Annotated in this window: 23 protein-coding genes; 12 read left to right on the forward strand and 11 right to left on the reverse strand. The window is 67.3% G+C overall.

Annotation, left to right across the window (positions count from 1 at the left end):
• Positions 1 to 161 precede the first annotated feature (161 nt).
• Entirely contained in the window at positions 162 to 1,064 is a 903-nt protein-coding gene (locus CHC02_RS26570) for a DMT family transporter (protein ID WP_089394389.1), read from the forward strand.
• A gap of 19 nt (positions 1,065 to 1,083) precedes the next feature.
• Positions 1,084 to 2,181: a PLP-dependent cysteine synthase family protein gene (locus CHC02_RS26575; RefSeq protein WP_089394390.1), complete on the forward strand. Its 1,098-nt coding sequence runs from the start codon at positions 1,084 to 1,086 to the stop codon at positions 2,179 to 2,181.
• Positions 2,182 to 2,190: 9 nt separating this feature from the next.
• On the opposite strand, the gene CHC02_RS26580 is transcribed toward CHC02_RS26575, so the two are convergent.
• Positions 2,191 to 2,859 carry a COG3650 family protein gene (locus CHC02_RS26580; RefSeq protein ID WP_089394391.1) on the reverse strand — a complete coding sequence of 223 codons (669 nt, stop codon included), beginning with the start codon at positions 2,857 to 2,859 and terminating at the stop codon, positions 2,191 to 2,193.
• Between the two features lie 97 nt (positions 2,860 to 2,956).
• On the opposite strand from CHC02_RS26580, the gene CHC02_RS26585 reads away from it, so the two are divergent.
• Positions 2,957 to 3,355, forward strand: coding sequence for a DUF488 domain-containing protein (locus tag CHC02_RS26585; RefSeq protein WP_089394392.1), 399 nt, complete (start codon positions 2,957 to 2,959; stop codon positions 3,353 to 3,355).
• Positions 3,356 to 3,824: 469 nt separating this feature from the next.
• Here the strand turns inward: CHC02_RS26585 and CHC02_RS26590 are convergent, their stop codons facing one another.
• Positions 3,825 to 4,424, reverse strand: coding sequence for a short chain dehydrogenase (locus CHC02_RS26590; protein WP_089394393.1), 600 nt, complete (start codon positions 4,422 to 4,424; stop codon positions 3,825 to 3,827).
• Between the two features lie 102 nt (positions 4,425 to 4,526).
• Here CHC02_RS26590 and CHC02_RS26595 point away from each other — a divergent pair, with 102 nt between their 5' ends.
• The 3 genes from CHC02_RS26595 to CHC02_RS26605 all read left to right on the forward strand — a co-directional run bounded on the left by CHC02_RS26595 (position 4,527) and on the right by CHC02_RS26605 (position 6,517).
• Entirely contained in the window at positions 4,527 to 5,441 is a 915-nt protein-coding gene (locus CHC02_RS26595; RefSeq protein WP_089394394.1) for a LysR family transcriptional regulator, read from the forward strand.
• 125 nt (positions 5,442 to 5,566) lie between these two features.
• Positions 5,567 to 6,049 (forward strand): outer membrane lipoprotein, encoded by a 483-nt coding sequence (locus tag CHC02_RS26600; protein ID WP_089394395.1) that lies wholly within the window; start codon positions 5,567 to 5,569, stop codon positions 6,047 to 6,049.
• 9 nt (positions 6,050 to 6,058) lie between these two features.
• Positions 6,059 to 6,517, forward strand: coding sequence for a sn-glycerol-3-phosphate transporter (locus CHC02_RS26605; protein ID WP_089394396.1), 459 nt, complete (start codon positions 6,059 to 6,061; stop codon positions 6,515 to 6,517).
• A 13-nt stretch (positions 6,518 to 6,530) separates the two neighbouring features.
• Here the strand turns inward: CHC02_RS26605 and CHC02_RS26610 are convergent, their stop codons facing one another.
• Together CHC02_RS26610 and CHC02_RS26615 are read right to left on the reverse strand one after the other, a co-directional pair.
• Positions 6,531 to 7,853, reverse strand: a complete 1,323-nt coding sequence (locus tag CHC02_RS26610) for an aspartate aminotransferase family protein (RefSeq protein WP_089394397.1) — start codon at positions 7,851 to 7,853, stop codon at positions 6,531 to 6,533.
• Entirely contained in the window at positions 7,850 to 8,914 is a 1,065-nt protein-coding gene (locus CHC02_RS26615; RefSeq protein WP_089394398.1) for a phosphotransferase, read from the reverse strand. Before CHC02_RS26615 ends, CHC02_RS26610 begins: the two co-directional genes overlap by 4 nt.
• Before the next feature lie 146 nt (positions 8,915 to 9,060).
• Between CHC02_RS26615 and CHC02_RS26620 the strand changes: the two genes are divergently transcribed.
• Together CHC02_RS26620 and CHC02_RS26625 are read left to right on the forward strand one after the other, a co-directional pair.
• Positions 9,061 to 9,795: an SDR family NAD(P)-dependent oxidoreductase gene (locus CHC02_RS26620; protein ID WP_089394399.1), complete on the forward strand. Its 735-nt coding sequence runs from the start codon at positions 9,061 to 9,063 to the stop codon at positions 9,793 to 9,795.
• 62 nt (positions 9,796 to 9,857) lie between these two features.
• A complete protein-coding gene (locus CHC02_RS26625) occupies positions 9,858 to 10,553 on the forward strand; it encodes a GntR family transcriptional regulator (RefSeq protein ID WP_089394400.1) in 696 nt (231 codons plus the stop codon).
• A 67-nt stretch (positions 10,554 to 10,620) separates the two neighbouring features.
• Here the strand turns inward: CHC02_RS26625 and CHC02_RS26630 are convergent, their stop codons facing one another.
• The 7 genes from CHC02_RS26630 to CHC02_RS26660 all read right to left on the reverse strand — a co-directional run bounded on the left by CHC02_RS26630 (position 10,621) and on the right by CHC02_RS26660 (position 16,559).
• Positions 10,621 to 11,007: a type II toxin-antitoxin system VapC family toxin gene (locus tag CHC02_RS26630; protein ID WP_089394401.1), complete on the reverse strand. Its 387-nt coding sequence runs from the start codon at positions 11,005 to 11,007 to the stop codon at positions 10,621 to 10,623.
• Positions 11,004 to 11,249 carry a type II toxin-antitoxin system Phd/YefM family antitoxin gene (locus CHC02_RS26635; RefSeq protein ID WP_089394402.1) on the reverse strand — a complete coding sequence of 82 codons (246 nt, stop codon included), beginning with the start codon at positions 11,247 to 11,249 and terminating at the stop codon, positions 11,004 to 11,006. The genes CHC02_RS26630 and CHC02_RS26635 overlap by 4 nt, the downstream gene beginning before the upstream one ends.
• A gap of 433 nt (positions 11,250 to 11,682) precedes the next feature.
• Positions 11,683 to 12,384: an ATP-binding cassette domain-containing protein gene (locus tag CHC02_RS26640; RefSeq protein WP_089394403.1), complete on the reverse strand. Its 702-nt coding sequence runs from the start codon at positions 12,382 to 12,384 to the stop codon at positions 11,683 to 11,685.
• 3 nt (positions 12,385 to 12,387) lie between these two features.
• Positions 12,388 to 13,155, reverse strand: a complete 768-nt coding sequence (gene livG / locus CHC02_RS26645) for a high-affinity branched-chain amino acid ABC transporter ATP-binding protein LivG (RefSeq protein WP_089394404.1) — start codon at positions 13,153 to 13,155, stop codon at positions 12,388 to 12,390.
• Complete coding sequence (locus CHC02_RS26650; protein WP_089394405.1) at positions 13,152 to 14,405, reverse strand: high-affinity branched-chain amino acid ABC transporter permease LivM; 1,254 nt, start codon at positions 14,403 to 14,405, stop codon at positions 13,152 to 13,154. Before CHC02_RS26650 ends, livG begins: the two co-directional genes overlap by 4 nt.
• Positions 14,402 to 15,319, reverse strand: coding sequence for a high-affinity branched-chain amino acid ABC transporter permease LivH (gene livH / locus CHC02_RS26655; protein WP_089394406.1), 918 nt, complete (start codon positions 15,317 to 15,319; stop codon positions 14,402 to 14,404). Before livH ends, CHC02_RS26650 begins: the two co-directional genes overlap by 4 nt.
• A gap of 118 nt (positions 15,320 to 15,437) precedes the next feature.
• Positions 15,438 to 16,559, reverse strand: coding sequence for a branched-chain amino acid ABC transporter substrate-binding protein (locus CHC02_RS26660; RefSeq protein WP_089394407.1), 1,122 nt, complete (start codon positions 16,557 to 16,559; stop codon positions 15,438 to 15,440).
• Between the two features lie 305 nt (positions 16,560 to 16,864).
• Between CHC02_RS26660 and CHC02_RS26665 the strand changes: the two genes are divergently transcribed.
• From CHC02_RS26665 to CHC02_RS26680, 4 genes are all read left to right on the forward strand, one after another.
• A complete protein-coding gene (locus CHC02_RS26665) occupies positions 16,865 to 17,182 on the forward strand; it encodes a DUF2288 domain-containing protein (protein WP_089394408.1) in 318 nt (105 codons plus the stop codon).
• A 65-nt stretch (positions 17,183 to 17,247) separates the two neighbouring features.
• Positions 17,248 to 17,613: a DUF5064 family protein gene (locus CHC02_RS26670; RefSeq protein ID WP_089394409.1), complete on the forward strand. Its 366-nt coding sequence runs from the start codon at positions 17,248 to 17,250 to the stop codon at positions 17,611 to 17,613.
• A gap of 283 nt (positions 17,614 to 17,896) precedes the next feature.
• Positions 17,897 to 18,397: a DUF2778 domain-containing protein gene (locus CHC02_RS26675; RefSeq protein WP_089394410.1), complete on the forward strand. Its 501-nt coding sequence runs from the start codon at positions 17,897 to 17,899 to the stop codon at positions 18,395 to 18,397.
• Positions 18,394 to 18,672 (forward strand): hypothetical protein, encoded by a 279-nt coding sequence (locus CHC02_RS26680; RefSeq protein WP_089394411.1) that lies wholly within the window; start codon positions 18,394 to 18,396, stop codon positions 18,670 to 18,672. Before CHC02_RS26675 ends, CHC02_RS26680 begins: the two co-directional genes overlap by 4 nt.
• Positions 18,673 to 18,926 lie beyond the last annotated feature (254 nt).

Raw genomic sequence — 18,926 nt, forward strand, 5'->3', positions numbered from 1 at the left:
CCCGAGCACCGAGGCCGAGGGCAACGGCGGATAACGCCGTAGGCGTTATGCGCCCTACGGAGAGCCTTGGCGGGGCCATTACAGTTTTCCTCCGGCGCTGTGCCTGTCGGCCACCCGTGGCGCGCTTCTATACTGCGGGGATTCATTTCTCGGAGCGTCCCGTGCAGCAGTCCCGGCCCTTCGCCCTGGCATGCCTGGTCCTGGCCATGGCGCTGTGGGGCAGTTCCTTCATCGCCCTGAAGCTGGCCTTCGCCGAATGGCCGGCGATGTGGGTGATCTTCGCCCGCATGGCCATCGGCAGCCTGATCTTCCTCGCCGCCTGGCGTTGGCGCGGGCGCATGGAGTACCGGCGCGGCGACTGGAAGTACCTGGTGGGCCTGGCGGTGTGCGAGCCGTGCCTGTACTTCGTCTGCGAATCCTTCGCCCTGCAGTACACCAGCGCCGCCCAGGCCGGGATGATCACCGCGCTGCTGCCGTTGCTGGTGGCGGTCGGCGCCTTCCTCCTGCTGCACGAGCGGGTGGCGCGCAACACCTGGGCCGGCTTCGCCCTGGCGGTGCTCGGCGCGCTCTGGCTGACCCTCGCCGGCGAGCCCGACCAGCACGCGCCGCAGCCGCTGCTGGGCAACTTCTTCGAGCTGCTGGCGATGGTCTGCGCCACCGGCTACACGCTGCTGCTCAAGCACCTGTCGGCGCGCTACTCGCCCTTCATCCTGACCGCCATGCAGGCCTTCATCGGCTCGGTGTTCTTCCTGCCGCTGGCGGCCGTCGGCTCGGGCCTGCCGCCGGCGCCCAGCGGCCAGGGGCTGTTCGCCCTGGTGTACCTGGGCAGCGTGGTCACCGTCGGCGCCTACGGCCTCTACAACTTCGGCGTCAGCCGGCTGCCGGCGAGCCAGGCCACCGGCTTCATCAACCTGATCCCGGTGTTCACCCTGGTGTTCGCCTGGCTGCTGCTGGGCGAGCGCCTCAACGGCCAGCAGCTGCTGGCCGCCGCCCTGGTGTTCGCCGGCGTCGCCCTCAGCCAGTGGCGCAGCGCCACGCCCGCGCCCGCCGGGGTGCTCGACTGACCGAACGAGGAACCGCCCCATGTCCATCGACATCCGTGACTGGACCCGCGAAGCCATCCGCATCATCGAGGCGGACTTCCAGCGCAGCGCCGACACCCACCTGATCCCCCTGGAGGCGCCGGGCCTGCCCGGCATCGACCTGTACTTCAAGGACGAGTCCAGCCACCCCACCGGCAGCCTCAAGCACCGCCTGGCGCGCTCGCTGTTCCTCTACGCGCTGTGCAACGGCTGGCTGAAGCCGGGGGCGCCGGTGATCGAGGCCTCCAGCGGCTCCACGGCGATTTCCGAGGCCTATTTCGCGCGCCTGCTGGGGCTGCCCTTCATCGCGGTGGTGCCGGCCAGCACCTCGAAGGAGAAGATCGCCCAGATCGCCTTCTACGGCGGCCGCAGCCACCTGGTGGACGACCCCACGCAGATCTACGCCGAATCCGAGCGCCTGGCCCGCGAGAGCGGCGGCCACTTCATGGACCAGTTCACCTACGCCGAGCGCGCCACCGACTGGCGGGCGAACAACAACATCGCCGAATCGATCTTCCAGCAACTGCGCCACGAGCGCTTCCCCGAGCCGGCCTGGCTGGTCTCCAGCCCCGGCACCGGCGGCACCCTGGCCACCCTCGGGCGCTTCGCCCGCTACCGCCGGCACCAGACCCGCGTGCTCTGCGCCGACGCCGAGCGCTCGGTGTTCTTCGACGCCTACCGCACCGGCGACCGCAGCCTGACCCTGGACTGCGGCTCGCGCATCGAGGGCATCGGCCGGCCGCGGGTGGAGGCTTCCTTCCTGCCGGCGGTGCTCGATGCCATGGTCAAGGTGCCCGACGCCTGGTCGCTGGCGGCCATGCATTACCTGGCGCAGCGCCTGGGGCGGCGCGTCGGCGGCTCCAGCGGGACCAACCTGGTGGGCGCGCTGCTGGCGGCGCAGGGCATGATCGCGCGCGGCGAATCCGGCTCGGTGGTGGCGATCCTCTGCGACGGCGGCGAACGCTATGCCACCAGCTACTACGACCCGTTGTGGCTGATCCAGCAGGGCTTCCAGCTGGAGCCGCTGATCGACGCGGTGCGCGCCTGCGTGGAGCAGGGCAGCGCGCTGCCCGAGGCGCTGCCGGCGCTGGGGTTGTGACGGGCCGGCCTACTCCTGGTAGGCTGCGCCGGGGTAGGCGCAGCCGCGCATGACCTTGTCGTCCAGGCGCAGCTCGGCGGTGAGGCTGCTCACCGCGCCGCTCATGCCGTTGACGCAGCGCGCCGGGGCCACCCACAGCTCGAGCTTCTCGCCATTGGCCTCGGTGGAATAGCTGCTGCTGCCGCCGGGTACGCTTTCCACCACGTAGGGCAGCACCTGGTCTGCCTGGCCGGGGCGCTGCAGCAGCAGGCCCTGGGCGTTGACCATCACGCTCCAGCCCGGCTCGTTGCCGCCGGCCTGGACGATGGTCTGGCGGAAGTTGGGGTCGTCGCAGCCATGGCCCTCGTTCTGCAGGCGGTACAGCGAGCGCACCTCGAACTTGCCGTCGGTGTTGCTGGCCTGGCCGCCGGAGTAGGCGCCGCGCGCGTCGATGAACAGCTTGCCGGCGCCATCGGCGAACAGGTCGCGGGACTCGCGGGCCACGGCGCTGTCGGGGCCGTCCACCAGGTTGAACTGGCGCTGCTCGTTGCACGGCCGCAGCACCAGGCCGCCGTCCTGGCGGGTGACCTCGCCCTGGACCCGCGTCGGCGCATCCTGGCGGGTGGGCTCGGGCTTCCACACCTGGCAGGCGGCGAACAGGGGCAGCAGGGCATAGAGGAATAGGCGGGCTGGACGCATGAGGTAGGGCTCCCGGAAAAATGCGCCCACGTTACCGAGCCGGGAGCACCCGCTCAAGGGCTACAGTGGTAGGGACTGTCGCAAAAGGAGGCATCCGATGATTCGTTACAAGCGGGCCTACGAGGCCCCGGCCGCGGAAGACGGCTACCGGGTACTGGTGGACCGGCTCTGGCCGCGGGGCATCAGCAAGGAGGAATTGCACCTGGACGAATGGCTCAAGGCGGTGGCGCCGTCCAACGAACTGCGCCAGCGCTTCCACCACGATCCCAGCCTGTTCGACGAATTCCGCCGCGCCTACCACGCCGAGCTGGCGGCGCACCCGGAGCACTGGTGGAAGCTGCTGGGCATCGCCGGCAAGGGCGACCTGACGCTGCTCTACGCGGCGAAGGACACCGAGCACAACAACGCGCGGGTGCTGGCGGAGTTCCTCGAGGACGAGATGGAAAGGGTGGGGGAGGGGAGTTCGCCGGTGTGCTATGCGGGGAAGAAGGAGTGAGGGGGGGCGGGCTTCTTGCAGGAGCGAGGGGGACGCCTAGTTCTTGCTCGCGAATGGAGTTCTACCGGGTAGCATCGGTGCGCACTCTCAAGAGCGCCCTCTCCCTAACCCTCGGCTGCGCGCCCCGCCCTGAAGGGAGAGGGGACCGTTGGGCAGGGCTGGATGTTCTGGCGTTAGCCGGCAACACCGCAGGTTTCCAGCTGAAACCATTCCTTTTCTCAGCACGGACAAGCCCCCTCTCCCTGAAGGGAGAGGGGGCCGTTGGGTAGGGCTGGATGTTCTGGCGTTAGCCGGCAACACCGCAGGTTTCCAGCTGAAACCATTCCTTTTCTCGGCACGGACAAGCCCCCTCTCCCTTCAGGGAGAGGGTTGGGGAGAGGGGACGGCGTCATCCCGAAACACCGTAGTCACCAGGTAATTCCGTTCGCGAGCAAGCTCGCTCCTACGAAAAGCCAGCCGCCCCCGTCGCTCACCAAACCTTGTAGACCCGCCCCGTCTCCGCCCCCTCCACACTCCGCGCGAAGCCCAGCGCCGCGTCCGCCGCCGGCACCGGCTTGAAGCCGCGGAAGAAGGGCCCGTAGCCCTCCATGGACTCCACCAGCACGTTCGGGCTCACCGCGTTGATCCGCTGCCCGCGGGGCAGTTCGATGGCGGCGCTGCGCACGAAGCCTTCCACCGCCGCGTTGACCATCGTGGCCGAGCTGCCCTGGCGGATCGGCTCCTCGCTGAGGATGCCGGTGGTCAGGGTGAAGGAGGCGCCGTCGTTGGCGTAGTGGCTGCCGATCAGCACCAGGTTGACCTGGCCCATCAGCTTGTCCCGCAGGCCGACGGCGTACTCGGCTTCGCCCATCTCGGCGAGTGGGCCGAAGTGCACCTTGCCGGCGGCGCTGACCAGGGCGTCGAAGGGGCCGACCTGCTCGAACAGGGCGCGGATCGAGGCGCTGTCGGTGATGTCCACGCGCAGGTCGCCGCTGCTGCGGCCGACGCGGACGATCTCATGGCGCTGGCCCAGTTCGCTGGCCACGGCCTGGCCGAGGGTACCGCTGGCGCCGACGAGGATGATCTTCATGCTGACTCCGGGAACGGGTGGGTGACGGAGCCAGTCTAGGGACGTATTTTGTTTGGATAACCAGGCCAATCGGCAACCTGCCGTTTTCATGGGGAAACAATCATGGGCGAGCTGGAAGACCTCTCGGCCTTCGCCGTGCTGCTGGAATGCGGCAGCTTCACCCGCGCCGCCGAGCGCTTGGGGTGCAGCAAGGGGCAGTTGTCCAAGCGCATCAGCGCCCTGGAGCAGGCCCTGGGCGTGACCCTGCTGCACCGCACCACGAGGCGCCTGGCGCTGACCGCCGCCGGCCAGGCCCTGCTGCCCGAGGCCCAGGCGCTCAACGCCCAGGCAGCGCGGGCGCGGCAGGCGGTGGCGCGGCTGCAGGAGGAAGCGCGCGGCACGGTGCGCATGAGCGTGCCGGTGTCCCTGGGCGAGACTTTCTTCGATGCCTGGCTGGTGGAGTTCTCCCGCAGCCACCCGGGCATCCGCCTGGAGCTGGACCTGGCCAACGAGCGCCGTGACCTGGTGGCCGAGGGCTTCGACCTGGCTATCCGCTCCGGCCTCGCCGGCGACGAGCGCCTGGTGGCGCGCCCGCTGTTCGCCCTGCAGGAGCTGACCTGCGCCACGCCGGACTATCTCGCCGGCCACGGCGAACCGCGCAGCCCGGCCGAGCTGGCGCGGCACAACTGCCTGCTCAACACCCACTACCCGGACCCCGACCAGTGGCTGTACCAGCGCGAGCACGAGCTGTTCCGCGTGGAGGTCGGCGGGGTGCTGGCGAGCAACCACTACACCCTGCTGAAGAAGGCCGCGCTGGCCGGCGTCGGCGTCGCCCGGCTGCCGTCCTACATGCTCCAGGACGAATTGGCCGACGGCCGCCTGCGCTGGCTGCTGTGCGACTACCAGACGCGCAGCACGCCGGTGTTCCTGGTGCATCCGTACCAGGGCGGGTTGCCACGGCGCACGCAGCTGCTGGTGGACTACCTGCTGGCCTGGTTCGAGCGCGCGCGCCAGCGCCTGCTGCGCTTGCAGGGCTGAAACCGGCGCCGTTCAACTTCGTTCAGTTTCGTTCAGCGAAGGTTCAGACGGGGTTCAGGAGAGGTTCAGGGGGTGGTCGATAGGCTTTGCCCATTCCCTTGGCAACCCTCCGCGAGTCTCCGTCCATGAAAGCTTCGACTCTGAAAAGCCCCCGCTCCCTGCTGCTGGCCGCCTTCGTCGGCAGTGCCCTGGCGCTTTCCGGCTGTGCCTCCGACCTGTCCGGCAGCAGCTATTCCCGCGCCGACGCCCGCGCGGTGCAGACCGTGCGCATGGGCACCGTGGAGTCGCTGCGGGCGGTGCGGATCGAAGGCACCAAGACGCCTATCGGCACCCTGGCCGGCGCCGCCGTCGGCGGCATCGCCGGCAGTGGCATCGGGGGCGGCCGTGGCGCGGCCATCGCCACCCTCCTCGGCGGGGTGGCCGGCGGCGCCGCCGGCTCGGCCATCGAGGAGGGCGTCACCCGCGCCCAGGGCGTGGAAATCGTGGTCCGCGAGGACGATGGCATCTCCCGCGCCTACGTGCAGGCCGTGGACCCTGCGCAGGTGTTCCGCGTCGGCGACCGCGTGCGCGTCATGAGCGTCAACGGCGCCAGCCGCGTCACGCTCTGAGGTGTCGTCATGAAAAAGCCGATCATTGCGCTCGTCGCGCTGCTGCTGGCGCCCCTCGCCTGGGCGGGCGAGGGTGACTCCTGGTACCTGCAGACCAGCGTCATCACCCGGCACTGGAACCACGACCCGGAGCACAACAACCACCAGGACCTGGTCGGCCTGGAGCGCAACCGCGCCGACGGCTGGGTGTGGGGCGGGGCGACCTTCCGCAACTCGTTCCGCCAGCGCTCCAACTATGCATACGCCGGCAAGCGCTTCGACCTGGACGGCTCGCCGTTCTACTTCAAGGTCACCGGCGGCGCGCTGCAGGGCTACCACGGCGAGTACCGCGACAAGATCCCGCTGAACCGCTACGGCGTGGCGCCGGCCGTCATTCCCTCGGTCGGCGCGCAGGCCGGCCGCTTCGCCAGCGAGTTCGTGGTGCTGGGCAACTCGGCCGGGATGATCAACGTCGGGGTGCACCTGTAGCGGTGCGCCCCGCTCAGCCGGCGACCTCGCCCAGGGCCGCGTCCAGCGTCTCGATCAGCAGGTCGGCATGCGCCTGCTGGAAGGCCAGCAGCGGGCGGATCTTGAGGATGTTCTCCTGCGGGCCGGCGGCGCTGATCAGCACGCCGCGCTCGCGCATGGCGTTGACCACCCGGCGCGTCTGGGCGGCGGCCGGGGCCTTGGTCGCGCGGTCAGCGACCAGCTCGACGCCGAGGAACAGGCCGGCGCCGCGCACGTCGCCGATCAGCTCATGGCGCCGGGCCAGGCGCTGGAAGCCTTCGCGCAGGTAGCTGCCGAGCCGTTCCGAGCGTTGCTGCAGGCCCTCGTCGCGGATCACGTCGAGCACCGCCTGGCCAGCGGCGCAGCTCACCGGGTTGCCGCCGAAGGTGTTGAAGTAGCGCACGCTGCGGCCGAAGCTCTCCAGCACCTGCGGGCGCGCCACCACGCCGGCGATGGGCTGGCCGTTGCCCATGGGCTTGCCCAGGGTGACCAGGTCCGGCTGCACGCCATGGCGCTGGAAGCCCCACATGTGCTCGCCGGTGCGGGCGAAGCCGGATTGCACTTCGTCGGCGATGTACAGCAGGCCTTCGGCGCGGGCTACGGCCACGGCTTCGGCGAGCAGGCCCGCGGGGCCGGCGAACACGCCGTCGCTGGCGAAGATGCCGTCCACCAGCAGCGCGGCGGGCTTGATGCCGTGGGCGCGCAGGTCGGCGATGGCGGCGCGCACGTCCTCGGCGAGCAGGCGGGCGACGTTCTCCGCGCCCAGGCGGTAGGCGTCCGGCGCGCGCACGGTGCGCGCATGGGCGGGCAGGGTGATGCCGCTGCCCAGCGCCGGCGAGAGTTCGGAGATGTCGCCGGTGACGCCATGGTAGGCGAAGCGGGTGACGATCACCCCGCTGCCGCCGGTGTGGTGGCGGGCGATGCGCAGGGCCAGGTCGTTGGCCTCGCTGCCGGTGCAGGTGAACATCACCTGGGACAGTTCGGCGGGGAAGGTGCCGAGCAGGTCCTCGGCGTAGTCGAGGATGCCTTCCTGCAGGTAGCGGGTGTGGGTGTTCAGCACCGCCGCCTGGCGGGCGATGGCCTCGACCACCCGCGGGTGGCAGTGGCCGACCGAGGCGACGTTGTTGTAGGCGTCCAGGTACTGCCGGCCCTGCTCGTCGTAGAGCCACACGCCCTCGCCGCGCACGGTGTGCAGCGGCCGTTCGTAGAACAGCCGGTAGGCCGGGCCGAGCAGGCGCTCGCGGCGCTCGATCAGGCTGCGTTCCTTGTCGCTCAGGCGCTCGGCGTCGGCCGGGCTGTAGCCGTTGGTCATGGTCATGCGGGGGACTCCTCGTGGCAGGCGCGGGCGATGCGCTCGCGCGCCTCGGATCGGGACAGCCCGGCCAGGCCCTGCAGGCTGGCGCGGGCCTGGCGGGCGTTGCGCAGGATGTAGTCGCGGTTCTCCGGGTGCAGGCTGGCGCGCCAGGCGGTGATGCCCAGGGTGAGCACCAGGCGGGTGGCCATGAGGTCGCAGAGGATGTCCAGCTCGGCTTCCTGCAGCGGGTTGCGGGCGTGGTAGGCGGCGATGAATTCCAGGGCCGGGGCGAGCACGTCGCCCTCGCTGCCCAACTGGTAGGCGGCGGCCACGCCGAGGTCGTTGACCAGCGGGGCGTGGACCATGTCGCCGAAGTCGAGGATGTTGCGCAGCCGCTCGGGGTGCGCGGCGTCGACTATCACGTTGTGCGGGTTGAGGTCGTTGTGGATCACCTGGGCGCGCAGCGTCGGCAGGCGCGGCAGGGCGTGTTCCTCGAAGTTGTCCAGGGCGCGCTCGACCAGCTCGCGCAGGCTGGCTTCCTCGATGTGGCGCAGCAGCGGGCGCAGGCGCTGGGCGTGCTGCAGGTCCCAGAGCAACTCGTGGCCGGAGGCGGGGTGCTGGTAGCCGTGCAGGGCCAGGTCCAGGCGCGCCAGTGCCTCGCCCAGGTTGCGCCGCAGGGCCGGCGAGCGCTGCGGGACACGGTGCAGCGGCAGGCCTTCGACGAAGGACATCAGCCGCGCCAGCATGCGCTGGCCGTCCACTTCCACCCAGGTCTGGTACTGGCCGTCGAGGGCCGGGTAGACGCGCTGCACCGGCAGGTTCGGGTCGGCCTGCTGCACCCGCAGCAGGGCGCGGTTCTGGAAGTCCACCACCTGCGGGTCCTCCAGCGGGTGGGACAGCTTGAGCAGGCGGCTGGCGCTGTCGTGGGCGCCGACCTGGAAGTTCAGGTCGCGCTCGCCGGCCAGGCGTTGCAGCGGGCCCTGCAGGCCGAAGAGGTCGCGGGCGATGGCCGCGGCCTGTTCCGCGGTGACCTGGGCGGGCGCGGCTTCCAGCAGGGGGTCGTGGGCGAGGGCGATCAGCGGCATGCGCTTGGACTCCGGTTCTTGTCGTTCTGGGTTGTGCTGGCGGCCATTAGATCACAAATAAAATATGATGCATCATATTTTCAATGCGCATCGTTTGAGCCATGATCCAGCCTACTCCCTCGAGCCCGAAACGGACGGATACCCGCATGAGCGAACCCAGGACCCTGCTGCTCACCGGCGCCAGCCGCGGCATCGGCCACGCCACCGTGAAGCACTTCAACGCCGCCGGCTGGCGGGTGTTCACCGCCTCGCGCCAGGACTGGGTGGCCGAATGCCCCTGGGCCGAGGGGCTGCTCAACCACATCCACCTGGACCTGGAGGACATCGCCAGCGTCGAGGCCACCCTGCCGGCGATCCGCGAGAAGCTCGGCGGGCGCCTGGACGCCCTGGTGAACAACGCCGGCATCTCGCCCAAGGGCCCGGAGGGGCAGCGCATGGGCGTGCTGGAAAGCGACTACGGCACCTGGCTGAAGGTGTTCAACGTCAACCTGTTCTCCACCGCGCTGCTGGCCCGCGGGCTGTTCGAGGAACTGAAGGCGGCCCAGGGCAGCATCATCAACGTCACTTCCATCGCCGGCTCCCGGGTGCACCCTTTCGCCGGCGTGGCCTATGCCTCGTCCAAGGCGGCGCTGGCGGCGCTGACCCGCGAGATGGCGTACGACTTCGGCCGCCATGGCGTGCGGGTGAACGCCATCGCGCCGGGGGAGATCGATACCTCGATCCTGTCCTCGGGCACCGAACTGATCGTCGAGCGCGACATTCCCATGCACCGCCTGGGCAAGCCGGAGGAGGTGGCCTCGCTGATCCACTTCCTCTGCACCCAGGGGGCGTCCTACGTGAACGGCGCGGAGATCCACGTCAACGGCGGCCAGCACGTCTGAGCGGGTGGCTGGCAATTCGCCGGCCAGCACCGCATCATCGCGCCCGGACCCACGAGGAAGCCATGAACTACCCCATCGACGGCCTCAACCATGCCTACCTGGGCAGCGGTGTCTACGCGCTGCTGCGCGAGGCGCTGATCACCGGGCGCTTCCAGCCCGACGACCGCCTGCGCATCCGCGACCTGGCGCAGCAACTGGGCACCAGCGTGACGCCGGTGCGCGACGCCATCCTGCAACTGGCCAAGGAGCAGGCGCTGGTGCTCCGCACGCCGCGAGACATCCGCGTGCCGGTGCTGAGCCGCGAGCAGTACCTGGAAATCCGCAGCATCCGCGTGGCCCTGGAGGGCCTGGCCGCCGAGACCGCGGCCGGCTGCGTCACGCCCGAACAGCTGGCGATGCTGGAGAAGAACATCCGCGACAACCTCGCGGCCATCCATGCCGACGACCTGGTGGCGGCGCTCAAGCTCAACCAGGCCTTCCACTTCGCCCTCGCCGAGATCGCCGGCATGCCGCTGCTCAAGGGCTTCCTCGACAGCCTGTGGATGCGCACCGGGCCGCTGATCGCGCGGACCTACGGCAGCTTCAACGAGCGCATGGCGGTGGAGCACCACTGGGAAGTGCTGCATGCCCTGCGCAAGGGCGATGGCGCCGCGGCCCGCGCGGCCATCTGCGCCGACCTCACCGATGGCAGCCAGAAGATGCTGGAGTTTCTTGCCCAGCGGGAAGGGGACGAGGCGCGGGCGAGCCAGGTTTCCTGAGCAAAGAAAAACGCCCCCCGAAGGGGGCGCTCGAGGTGTTGAAGAAAGCAGTGGGTTCGTCCTGCTGTCAGACCTTTCGAACCGGGCCGGGATACTGCGCAACCAGGGCATCGGACGTCAGCAGGGTGATGCCTTCGACCCTGGCCTGGGCGACCAGGATGCGGTCGAACGGGTCCTTGTGGATCGGCGGCAGGCTGTCGGTTTCCACTGCATGCCCGCTGCCAATGGGCAGTTCGCCATAGCCGTTGTCCAGCAGGCCCCTGCGCAGGAGCCGTGGGTCCACCTGGAAGTCATTGCGGCCCAGGCCCCGTTTTATGGCTATTTCCCACAGGCTGGCCGGGCTGAAGAACAGCTCGTTCTCCGGCGCCTCGATCAAGGCGCGGGTTTCCACCGACAGGCGCTCCGGCTCGCTGGCTGCCCACAGCAGCAGATGGGTATCCAGCAGCAGTTTCATGCGTCGTCGCCGAAAAGCTGCTCGATTTCAGCCTGGCCCATGCGGTCGAAATCGTCCGGGACGCTGAATTGGCCGGCCATGAAACCCAGTCGCTTCGATTGACCCGCGTCCGGCGCGTCCAGCGGAACGACCTTGACCATGGGCTTGCCCGCCTTGGCTATCACGAAGGATTCGCCTTTGGCGGCCTGCTCGACGAGCCGGGACAGATGGGTCTTGGCTTCGTGGATGTTGACGGTTTGCATGGCAGGACTCGCTGGACTAAGTCCTGTTAGTCTAGTCCAGTGCGAGTTGCGCCACAAGTCGATGTTGAGAGCTGCTGCATCGGCCCCCGCGTGGGTGAGCAGGCGGGGTCGGCCTGCGGCCTGGCTGCGGTCGTTCTGCAATACGGTGCCTCTTTCCATGCTTGGCCTCCTTGAGTGGGAGGTTCCAGGCTAGGAAGAATGCGGGCCGCTGGATGTAGGAGCGAGCTTGCTCGCGAACGGTGTTTTCCGGCAATTGCGGAGCCTTGGGCTGACGCCATTTCTGTCCCCTGCGCGGTTGTCGAAAACAGGGGAGGGGCTGCAAAGCCAGGTTTCCTCATGATGGAGTTCCGGTTCGCGGGCAAGCTCGCTGCTGCCAGGCCGACGGGCAAAGAAAAACGGCCCCGAAGGGCCGTTTTGCATTACCGCCAGGGGCTCAACCGCCCAGGTAGGCGTCGCGTACCTTGGGGTTGACCAGCAGGTTGGCGCCGGTGTCCTGCATCACGATCCGGCCGTTCTCCAGCACGTAGCCGCGGTCGGCGAGCCGCAGCGCCTGGTTGGCGTTCTGCTCGACGAGGAAGACGGTCACGCCTTCGCTGCGCAGCTGTTCGATGATGTCGAAGATCTGCTGGATGATGATCGGCGCCAGGCCCAGGGACGGCTCGTCGAGCAGCAGCAGCTTGGGCTTGCTCATCAGCGCGCGGCCGATGGCGAGCATCTGCTGCTCGCCGCCGGACATGGTGCCGCCGCGCTGGCTGAAGCGCTCCTTCAGGCGCGGGAACAGGCCCAGGACGCGGTCCATCTGCTCCTGGTAGTCGCCCTTGCTGGTGAAGAAGCCGCCCATGGCCAGGTTTTCCTCGACGGTCAGGCGGGCGAACACCCGGCGGCCTTCGGGGACCACCGCGATGCTCTTGCGCATGATGTGCGAGGATTCCTGGCCGACCAGTTCCTCGCCGAGGTACCTGATGCTGCCGGAGGCCGCCCGCGGCGAGCCGCAGAGGGTCATCAGCAGGGTCGACTTGCCGGCGCCGTTGGCGCCGATCAGGGTGACGATCTCGCCCTGCTGCACCTCCAGGCTGACCTCGTGCAGGGCCTGAATCTTGCCGTAGAAGGTGGAGACCTTGTCGAACTTCAGCATGGCTCAGGCCTCCCCCAGATAGGCTTTGATCACGTCCGGGTTGTCGCGGATCTGCTCCGGGGTACCGTCGGCCAGGGGCGTGCCCTGGTTGATCACGTAGATGTGGTCGGAAATGCTCATCACCAGCTTCATGTCGTGCTCGATCAGCAGCACGGTCACGCCGTGCTCGGCGCGCAGCATGGCGATCAGCGCCTTGAGGTCCTCGGTCTCGCGCGGGTTGAGGCCGGCCGCCGGCTCGTCGAGCATCAGCAGTTGCGGGCGCGTCATCATGCAGCGGGCGATTTCCAGGCGGCGCTGCTGGCCGTAGGCCAGGGTGCCGGCCGGGCGGTTGGCCACGTCCTTCAGGTTGACCACTTCCAGCCAGTGCGCCGCATAGTCCAGCGCCTCGGCCTCGGCACGGCGGAACGCCGGGGTCTTCAGCAGGCCGGCGAAGAAGTTGGTGTTGATGTGCCGGTGCTGGGCCACCAGCAGGTTCTCCACCGCGGTCATTTCCTTGAACAGGCGGACGTTCTGGAAGGTGCGCACCACGCCGCGGTGGGCGATCTTGTGCCCCGGCAGGCCCTGGATGGGCTCGCCGCGCAGCAGGATCTGGCCACCGGTGGGCTGGTAGAAGCCGGTCAGGCAGTTGAACACGGTGGTCTTGCCGGCGCCGTTGGGGCCGATCATCGAGACCACCTGCTTTTCCTCGACCTCGAGCGCGACGCTGTTGACGGCCAGCAGGCCGCCGAAGCGCATGGTCAGGCCGGATACTTCAAGAATCGGTCGACTCATTTACGCAACTCCAGGTGCGGGCGCTGCATCGGCAGCAGGCCCTGCGGACGCCAGATCATCATCAGCACCATGATGGCGCCGAACATCAACATGCGGTATTCGCTGAACTCGCGCATCAGCTCGGGCAGCAGGATCATCACCACGGCGGCGAGGATCACGCCCAGCTGCGAGCCCATGCCGCCGAGGACGACGATGGCGAGGATGGTCGCCGACTCGATGAAGGTGAACGACTCCGGAGTCACCAGGCCCTGGCGCGCGGCGAAGAAGCTGCCGGCGAAACCGGCGAAGCAGGCGCCCAGGGTGAAGGCCGAGAGCTTGATGATGGTCGGGTTCAGGCCCAGCGCGCGGCAGGCGATCTCGTCCTCGCGCAGCGCTTCCCAGGCGCGGCCCAGGGGCATGCGCAGCAGGCGGTTGATGACGAACAGCACCAGCAGCACCAGCAGTAGCGCCACCAGGTAGAGGAACACGACCTTGTAGTTCGAGTTGTAGGCGATGCCGAAGAACTCGTGGAAGGTCTGCATGCCCTCGGGGGCGCGGCGCTCGAAGGTCAGGCCGAGCAGGCTGGGCTTCTCGATGCCGCTGATGCCGTTGGGGCCGCCGGTGAGGTCGGTGAAGTTGCGCAGCAGCACGCGGATGATCTCGCCGAAGCCCAGGGTCACGATCGCCAGGTAGTCGCCGCGCAGGCGCAGCACCGGGAAACCGAGCAGGAAGCCGAACAGCGCGGCCATCGCCCCGGCGATCGGCAGGCAGGTCCAGAAGCCCAGGCCGTAGTAGTGGGAGAGCAAGGCATAGCTGTAGGCGCCCACGGCGTAGAAGCCGACGTAGCCCAGGTCCAGCAGGCCGGCCAGGCCCACCACGATGTTCAGGCCCAGGCCCAGCAGCACGTAGATCAGCACCAGGGTGGCGATGTCCACCGCGCCGCGCGAGCCCCAGAAGGGCCAGACCAGGGCGACCAGGATCATCAGGACGATCACCTGGCGCTGCACCGAGGGCCGCGTCAGGGAGCGGTACAGGAAGTTGTTCTCGCCCAGGTGCAGGGTACGGCCGCGGCTGAGGCTGAAGCGGTCGCGCACCAGTTGCCAGACGAACATGCCCACGGCGCACGCGGCGATGATCCACAGGGTGGTCGGGCTGACGCCTTCCAGCTGCAGGCCGATGCCGATGACGCTGAGTTTCACCCCGAGGATCGGGTAGGCCACCGCCAGTACCAGCAGGGCGCTGAAGAAGGCCGTCTTGAGTCGCTTGTTCATACCTTCTCCACCTCCGGACGACCGAGCAGGCCGGTGGGGCGGAACAGCAGCACCAGCACCAGCAGGCTGAAGGCCACCACGTCCTTGTACTGGTTGCCGAACACGTCGGCGCCGAAGGCTTCGGCCACGCCCAGCACCAGGCCGCCGAGCATGGCGCCCGGGATGCTGCCGATGCCGCCGAGCACCGCGGCGGTGAAGGCCTTGATGCCGGCGAGGAAGCCGATGTTCGGGTTGATCACGCCGTACTGCATGCCCAGCAGCACCGCGGCCACGGCGGCCAGGGTGGCGCCGATGACGAAGGTCAGGGCGATGATGTTGTTGGTGTTGATCCCCAGCAGGTTGGCCATCTTGATGTCCTCGGCGCAGGCGCGGCAGGCGCGGCCCAGTCGGGAACGGGAGATGAACATGCTCAGGCCGTACATGGCCAGCAGGGTGACGACGAAGATCAGCACCTGCATGTACGAGATGGTCACGCCCGCGTCGCCGCCGAAGACGAAGTTGCCCGGCAGCAGGTTGGGGATGGCCTTGTCCTTGGAATCCTGGGCGAGCAGGACCTCGTTCTGCAGGAAGATCGACATGCCGATGGCGGAGATCAGCGGGATCAGCCGGTTGCTGCCGCGCAGCGGGCGGTAGGCGATCCGTTCGATGCTGTAGCCGTAGGCACTGGTGACGATGATGGCGGCGGCGAAGGTGCAGAAGATGACGATCGGCAGGCTGACGATCCCCATCATGGCCAGGCCGGTGATCACGATGAAGGCTACGTACGAGCCGATCATGTAGACCTCGCCATGGGCGAAGTTGATCATGCCGATGATGCCATAGACCATGGTGTAGCCGATGGCGATCAGGGCATAGGTGCTGCCAACGGTCAGGCCGTTGATCAGCTGTTGCAGGTAGTGATAGAGCTCAGGCATCACCTAACTCCTCGGGCGTCGCGTGAAGCGGCGCTTGTGGCGCGACGGACCCCCGGAATACGCGGAATAAACAAAGCCCACTGCTGGTGCAGTGGGCTCTGGACTCAGGCGGCAGACCTTATTTGACTTCGGTCTTGGTGCCGTCCTTGTGCCACTGGTAGACCACGAAGTTGAAGTTCTTCAGGTCGCCCTTCTCGTCGAAGGCCAGGGCACCGGTGGGGGTGTCGAAGGTATTGGCGCGCAGGGCGGCGGCGACCTTGTCGGTGTCCTCGCTGCCGGCTTTCTTGATGCCTTCGGCGATGACCTGCACGGCGGCGTAGGCCGGGAACACGAACGGGCCGCTCGGGTCCTGGTTCTTGGCCTTGAAGGCGGCGACCAGGGCCTGGTTCTTCGGATCCTGGTCGAAGGATTTCGGCAGGGTCACGTAGAGGCCTTCGGAAGCCGGGCCGGCAATCGCGGAAATTTCCTTGTTGCCGACGCCTTCCGGCCCCATGAAGCCGACCTTCAGGCCCTTCTCGGAGGTCTGGCGCAGCAGCAGGCCCAGTTCCGGGTGGTAGCCGCCGTAGTAGACGAAGTCGACGTTGGCCTGCTTGAGCTTGGCGATCAGCGAGGAGAAGTCCTTGTCGCCGGCGTTGATGCCTTCGAAGATGGCGACCTTCACGCCGGCGTCTTCCAGGGTCTTCTTGACCGCGGTGGCGATGCCTTCGCCGTACTGCTGCTTGTCGTGGATGACGGCGACGATCTTCGGCTTGACGTGCTCGGCGATGAACTTGCCGGCGGTCGGGCCCTGCATGTTGTCCAGGCCGATGGTGCGGAAGATCAGCTTGTAGCCGCGGCTGGTGATGTCCGGGCTGGTGGAGGCCGGGGAGATCATCAGGACGCCTTCGTCCTCGTAGATGTCCGATGCCGGTTGAGTGGAGCTGGAGCACAGGTGGCCGACGACGAACTTGACGCCATCGTTGACGATCTTGTTGGCGACCGCCACGGCCTGCTTCGGATCGCAGGCGTCATCGTAGACCACGCCTTCGAGCTGCTTGCCGTCGACGCCGCCGGCCTTGTTGATCTGTTCGATGGCCATCTTGGCGCCGACGAACTCCATCTCCCCGTACTGGGCGACCGCGCCGGTCACCGGACCGGCCAGGGCGATCTTGATGGTATCGGCGGCCATCGAATAGCTGGCGACGCCGGCCAGGGCCATGGCGGTCAACAGTTGGGAAAGACGTTGAGTACCCTTTTTCATAATGCTCCACTCATTCTTGTGTTTTCGTTCTTGTGGTTCGTGGCCGCGGTTCGCCGGGTTCTGCGCCCGGGGCGGAATCCGCCGGCAACTGTACCGGTACAGTGTAGAGTGCCGCTTCGCCGCTTGAAAAGCGGGTGGCGGCGGGGCGTTTCGACCCATGTCGCAAAGACGAAACAAACGTATAGAAAAACGGCGTTGTGCCAGTACCCCTCCTTTGGTCCACCCGCCCCCGCGCGGCTCCCGGGAAACTTGCCTGGCGCCGGCCGGGCGGTATCATGGCGCCGCCTGATTTCCCGGTGAGTACCATGACTGAACAAACTAGCACCCTCTATGCCAAGCTGCTCGGCGAGACCGCGATGATTTCCTGGCAGGAGCTGCAGCCGTTCTTCGCCCGCGGCGCCCTGTTGCAGGTGGCCGAGGCCGTCGATCTGGTGGAGGCCGCGCAGGCCGTGGCCGAGGACGACCGCCAGAAAGTCGCCGCCTGGTTGGCTAGCGGCGGCCTGGCCAAGGTCGACGAGGCCCGCGCCCGCGACTTCCTCGAGCGCGACCCGCAGCTGTGGGCGGTGGTGGTGGCGCCCTGGGTGCTGGTCCAGGAGCGTGCGGAAAAAAGCCGCCTGCATTGATCCGGGGCCCCTTGCGTTGCCTGAAGGCGAGCTAGACTTGCGAAACCACTGCAAGGAGTTACGTCATGTTCGAGCCTGGTCACCTGCATCTCCACGCCCTGCCGGGCCTTGACCAGCAGGCGCTGGATATCAACCTGTACTACGAGATTCGCCACGACGCCGAGAAGGGCGCCTACGTCCATTTCACCATGGACGGCAGCATCGACGGCAACGCCTTCAGGGAAGAGTTCGACATGCCCAAGGACCAGGCCTTCAACTTCGCCAGCGACGCCACCCGCATCGCCCAGAAGCACGGCCTGCACCCGCGCTTCGGGCCCATCGTGCGCATCCACAAGGAATACGACGCGATGTTCGAGGACATCCGCGTCAAGCTGGGGACCCACCCGGGCGACCCGGTGGACCTGGACAAGGTGCTCCATGGCGGCGAGTGAACCCTGATACGAAGAAGCCCGGTAGATGCCGGGCTTTTTCATGCGTGTGAAGCGGAGGTTTCTGTCGCAGGGGCAAGAGAAACCCGGCAGCCTTGCATTATGGCCAGTGCTGGGCTTCTTCATTTCCGGACAGCGATGGCTACCCAAGTGACGATCGTTTCGCCTGAAAGAACAGCAGGCTCCTACATCCCTTGACGTATTCGGGCGATTCTTTCCTCAGGTCTGTACGACCAACCTAGGCATCACTCTTCCCACCGCCGTGGTTTTCCGGAAGTGGGAGCGGATGGATTGCTCAGGTGATGCAGGCACGCCCGTTTATTGCTCGTTCGAACTCAATGGCAAGTTCTTCAGTGATCTGGAGTGTGGTGGGGTGGGGCGATTTCCGGCCTTTTCCGGTGACGGCGCGACTCGCAACGACCCGAGATTCGTTTCCCGGGTGGACGAAGGCCCTCTGCCCAGGGGGCGTTACTACATATTCGATCGCCAGTCCGGTGGACGTCTCGGCTGGCTATACAACAAGGCAAGCCGTGTATTCGGCGTCGATCAGGAGCGCTGGTTTTCGCTCTACAGGGATGACGAGGTGATTGATGACTGGACGTTTGTCCGGCACATCCGTCGAGGCAGTTTCAGATTGCATCCGATAGGCCCTGGCGCACTTAGCAAGGGGGGTGTGGTGTTGCAATACCAGGTTCAGTTCGATTGGCTATCGGCGGCTTTGAAATGTACTTTGCCGATGGTGCTTGCCGATGGAAGTCGTGCCTATGGCGTGCTGCAGGTAAGATGAAAAAGACAGCTCTCGTCCTTCTGTATATCGCTGCTACTGCAGGCTTCACTTATTTCTTCGCGCCCTTTGTGGGGGGCATCCTGTATCGCCCGTTGCCCGTGAAGGCATTGGATTGGGCAAGCGGTGCGCTGGGCCTGCATGGGATGGAGAGCTTCGTGAACCTCCATGCCACCGCGGCCTTTGCCGTGTCTCTGCTATTGGCCATGTTCGCCATGCGATATGTGAGACGCATTGCCCATCTGCTGTATCTGCTCTGGAAATACCGCTCCCGCTGATACGCCACTTCGATGGTTGGAGTGCCGGGGTCCGCTTTTCGTAGGAGCGAGCTTGCTCGCGAACAAACGCGGTGCCATGCGGTTCGCGAGCAAGCTCGCTCCTACGAAGAGCTCCTCGGCGCGAACAGAAAATAACGTAGAAGCAGCTGTCTTCTGGGCTCCGTCGTTCGCGGGAGTGACTGGATCGAAATTCGCGTCTCCCATGTCGCCCCATTGTAGGAGCGGGCCCTGCCCGCGAATCGCGCGCAGGGCGC

This window comes from Pseudomonas delhiensis (assembly GCF_900187975.1).
In the GTDB taxonomy this organism is placed as follows: domain Bacteria; phylum Pseudomonadota; class Gammaproteobacteria; order Pseudomonadales; family Pseudomonadaceae; genus Pseudomonas; species Pseudomonas delhiensis.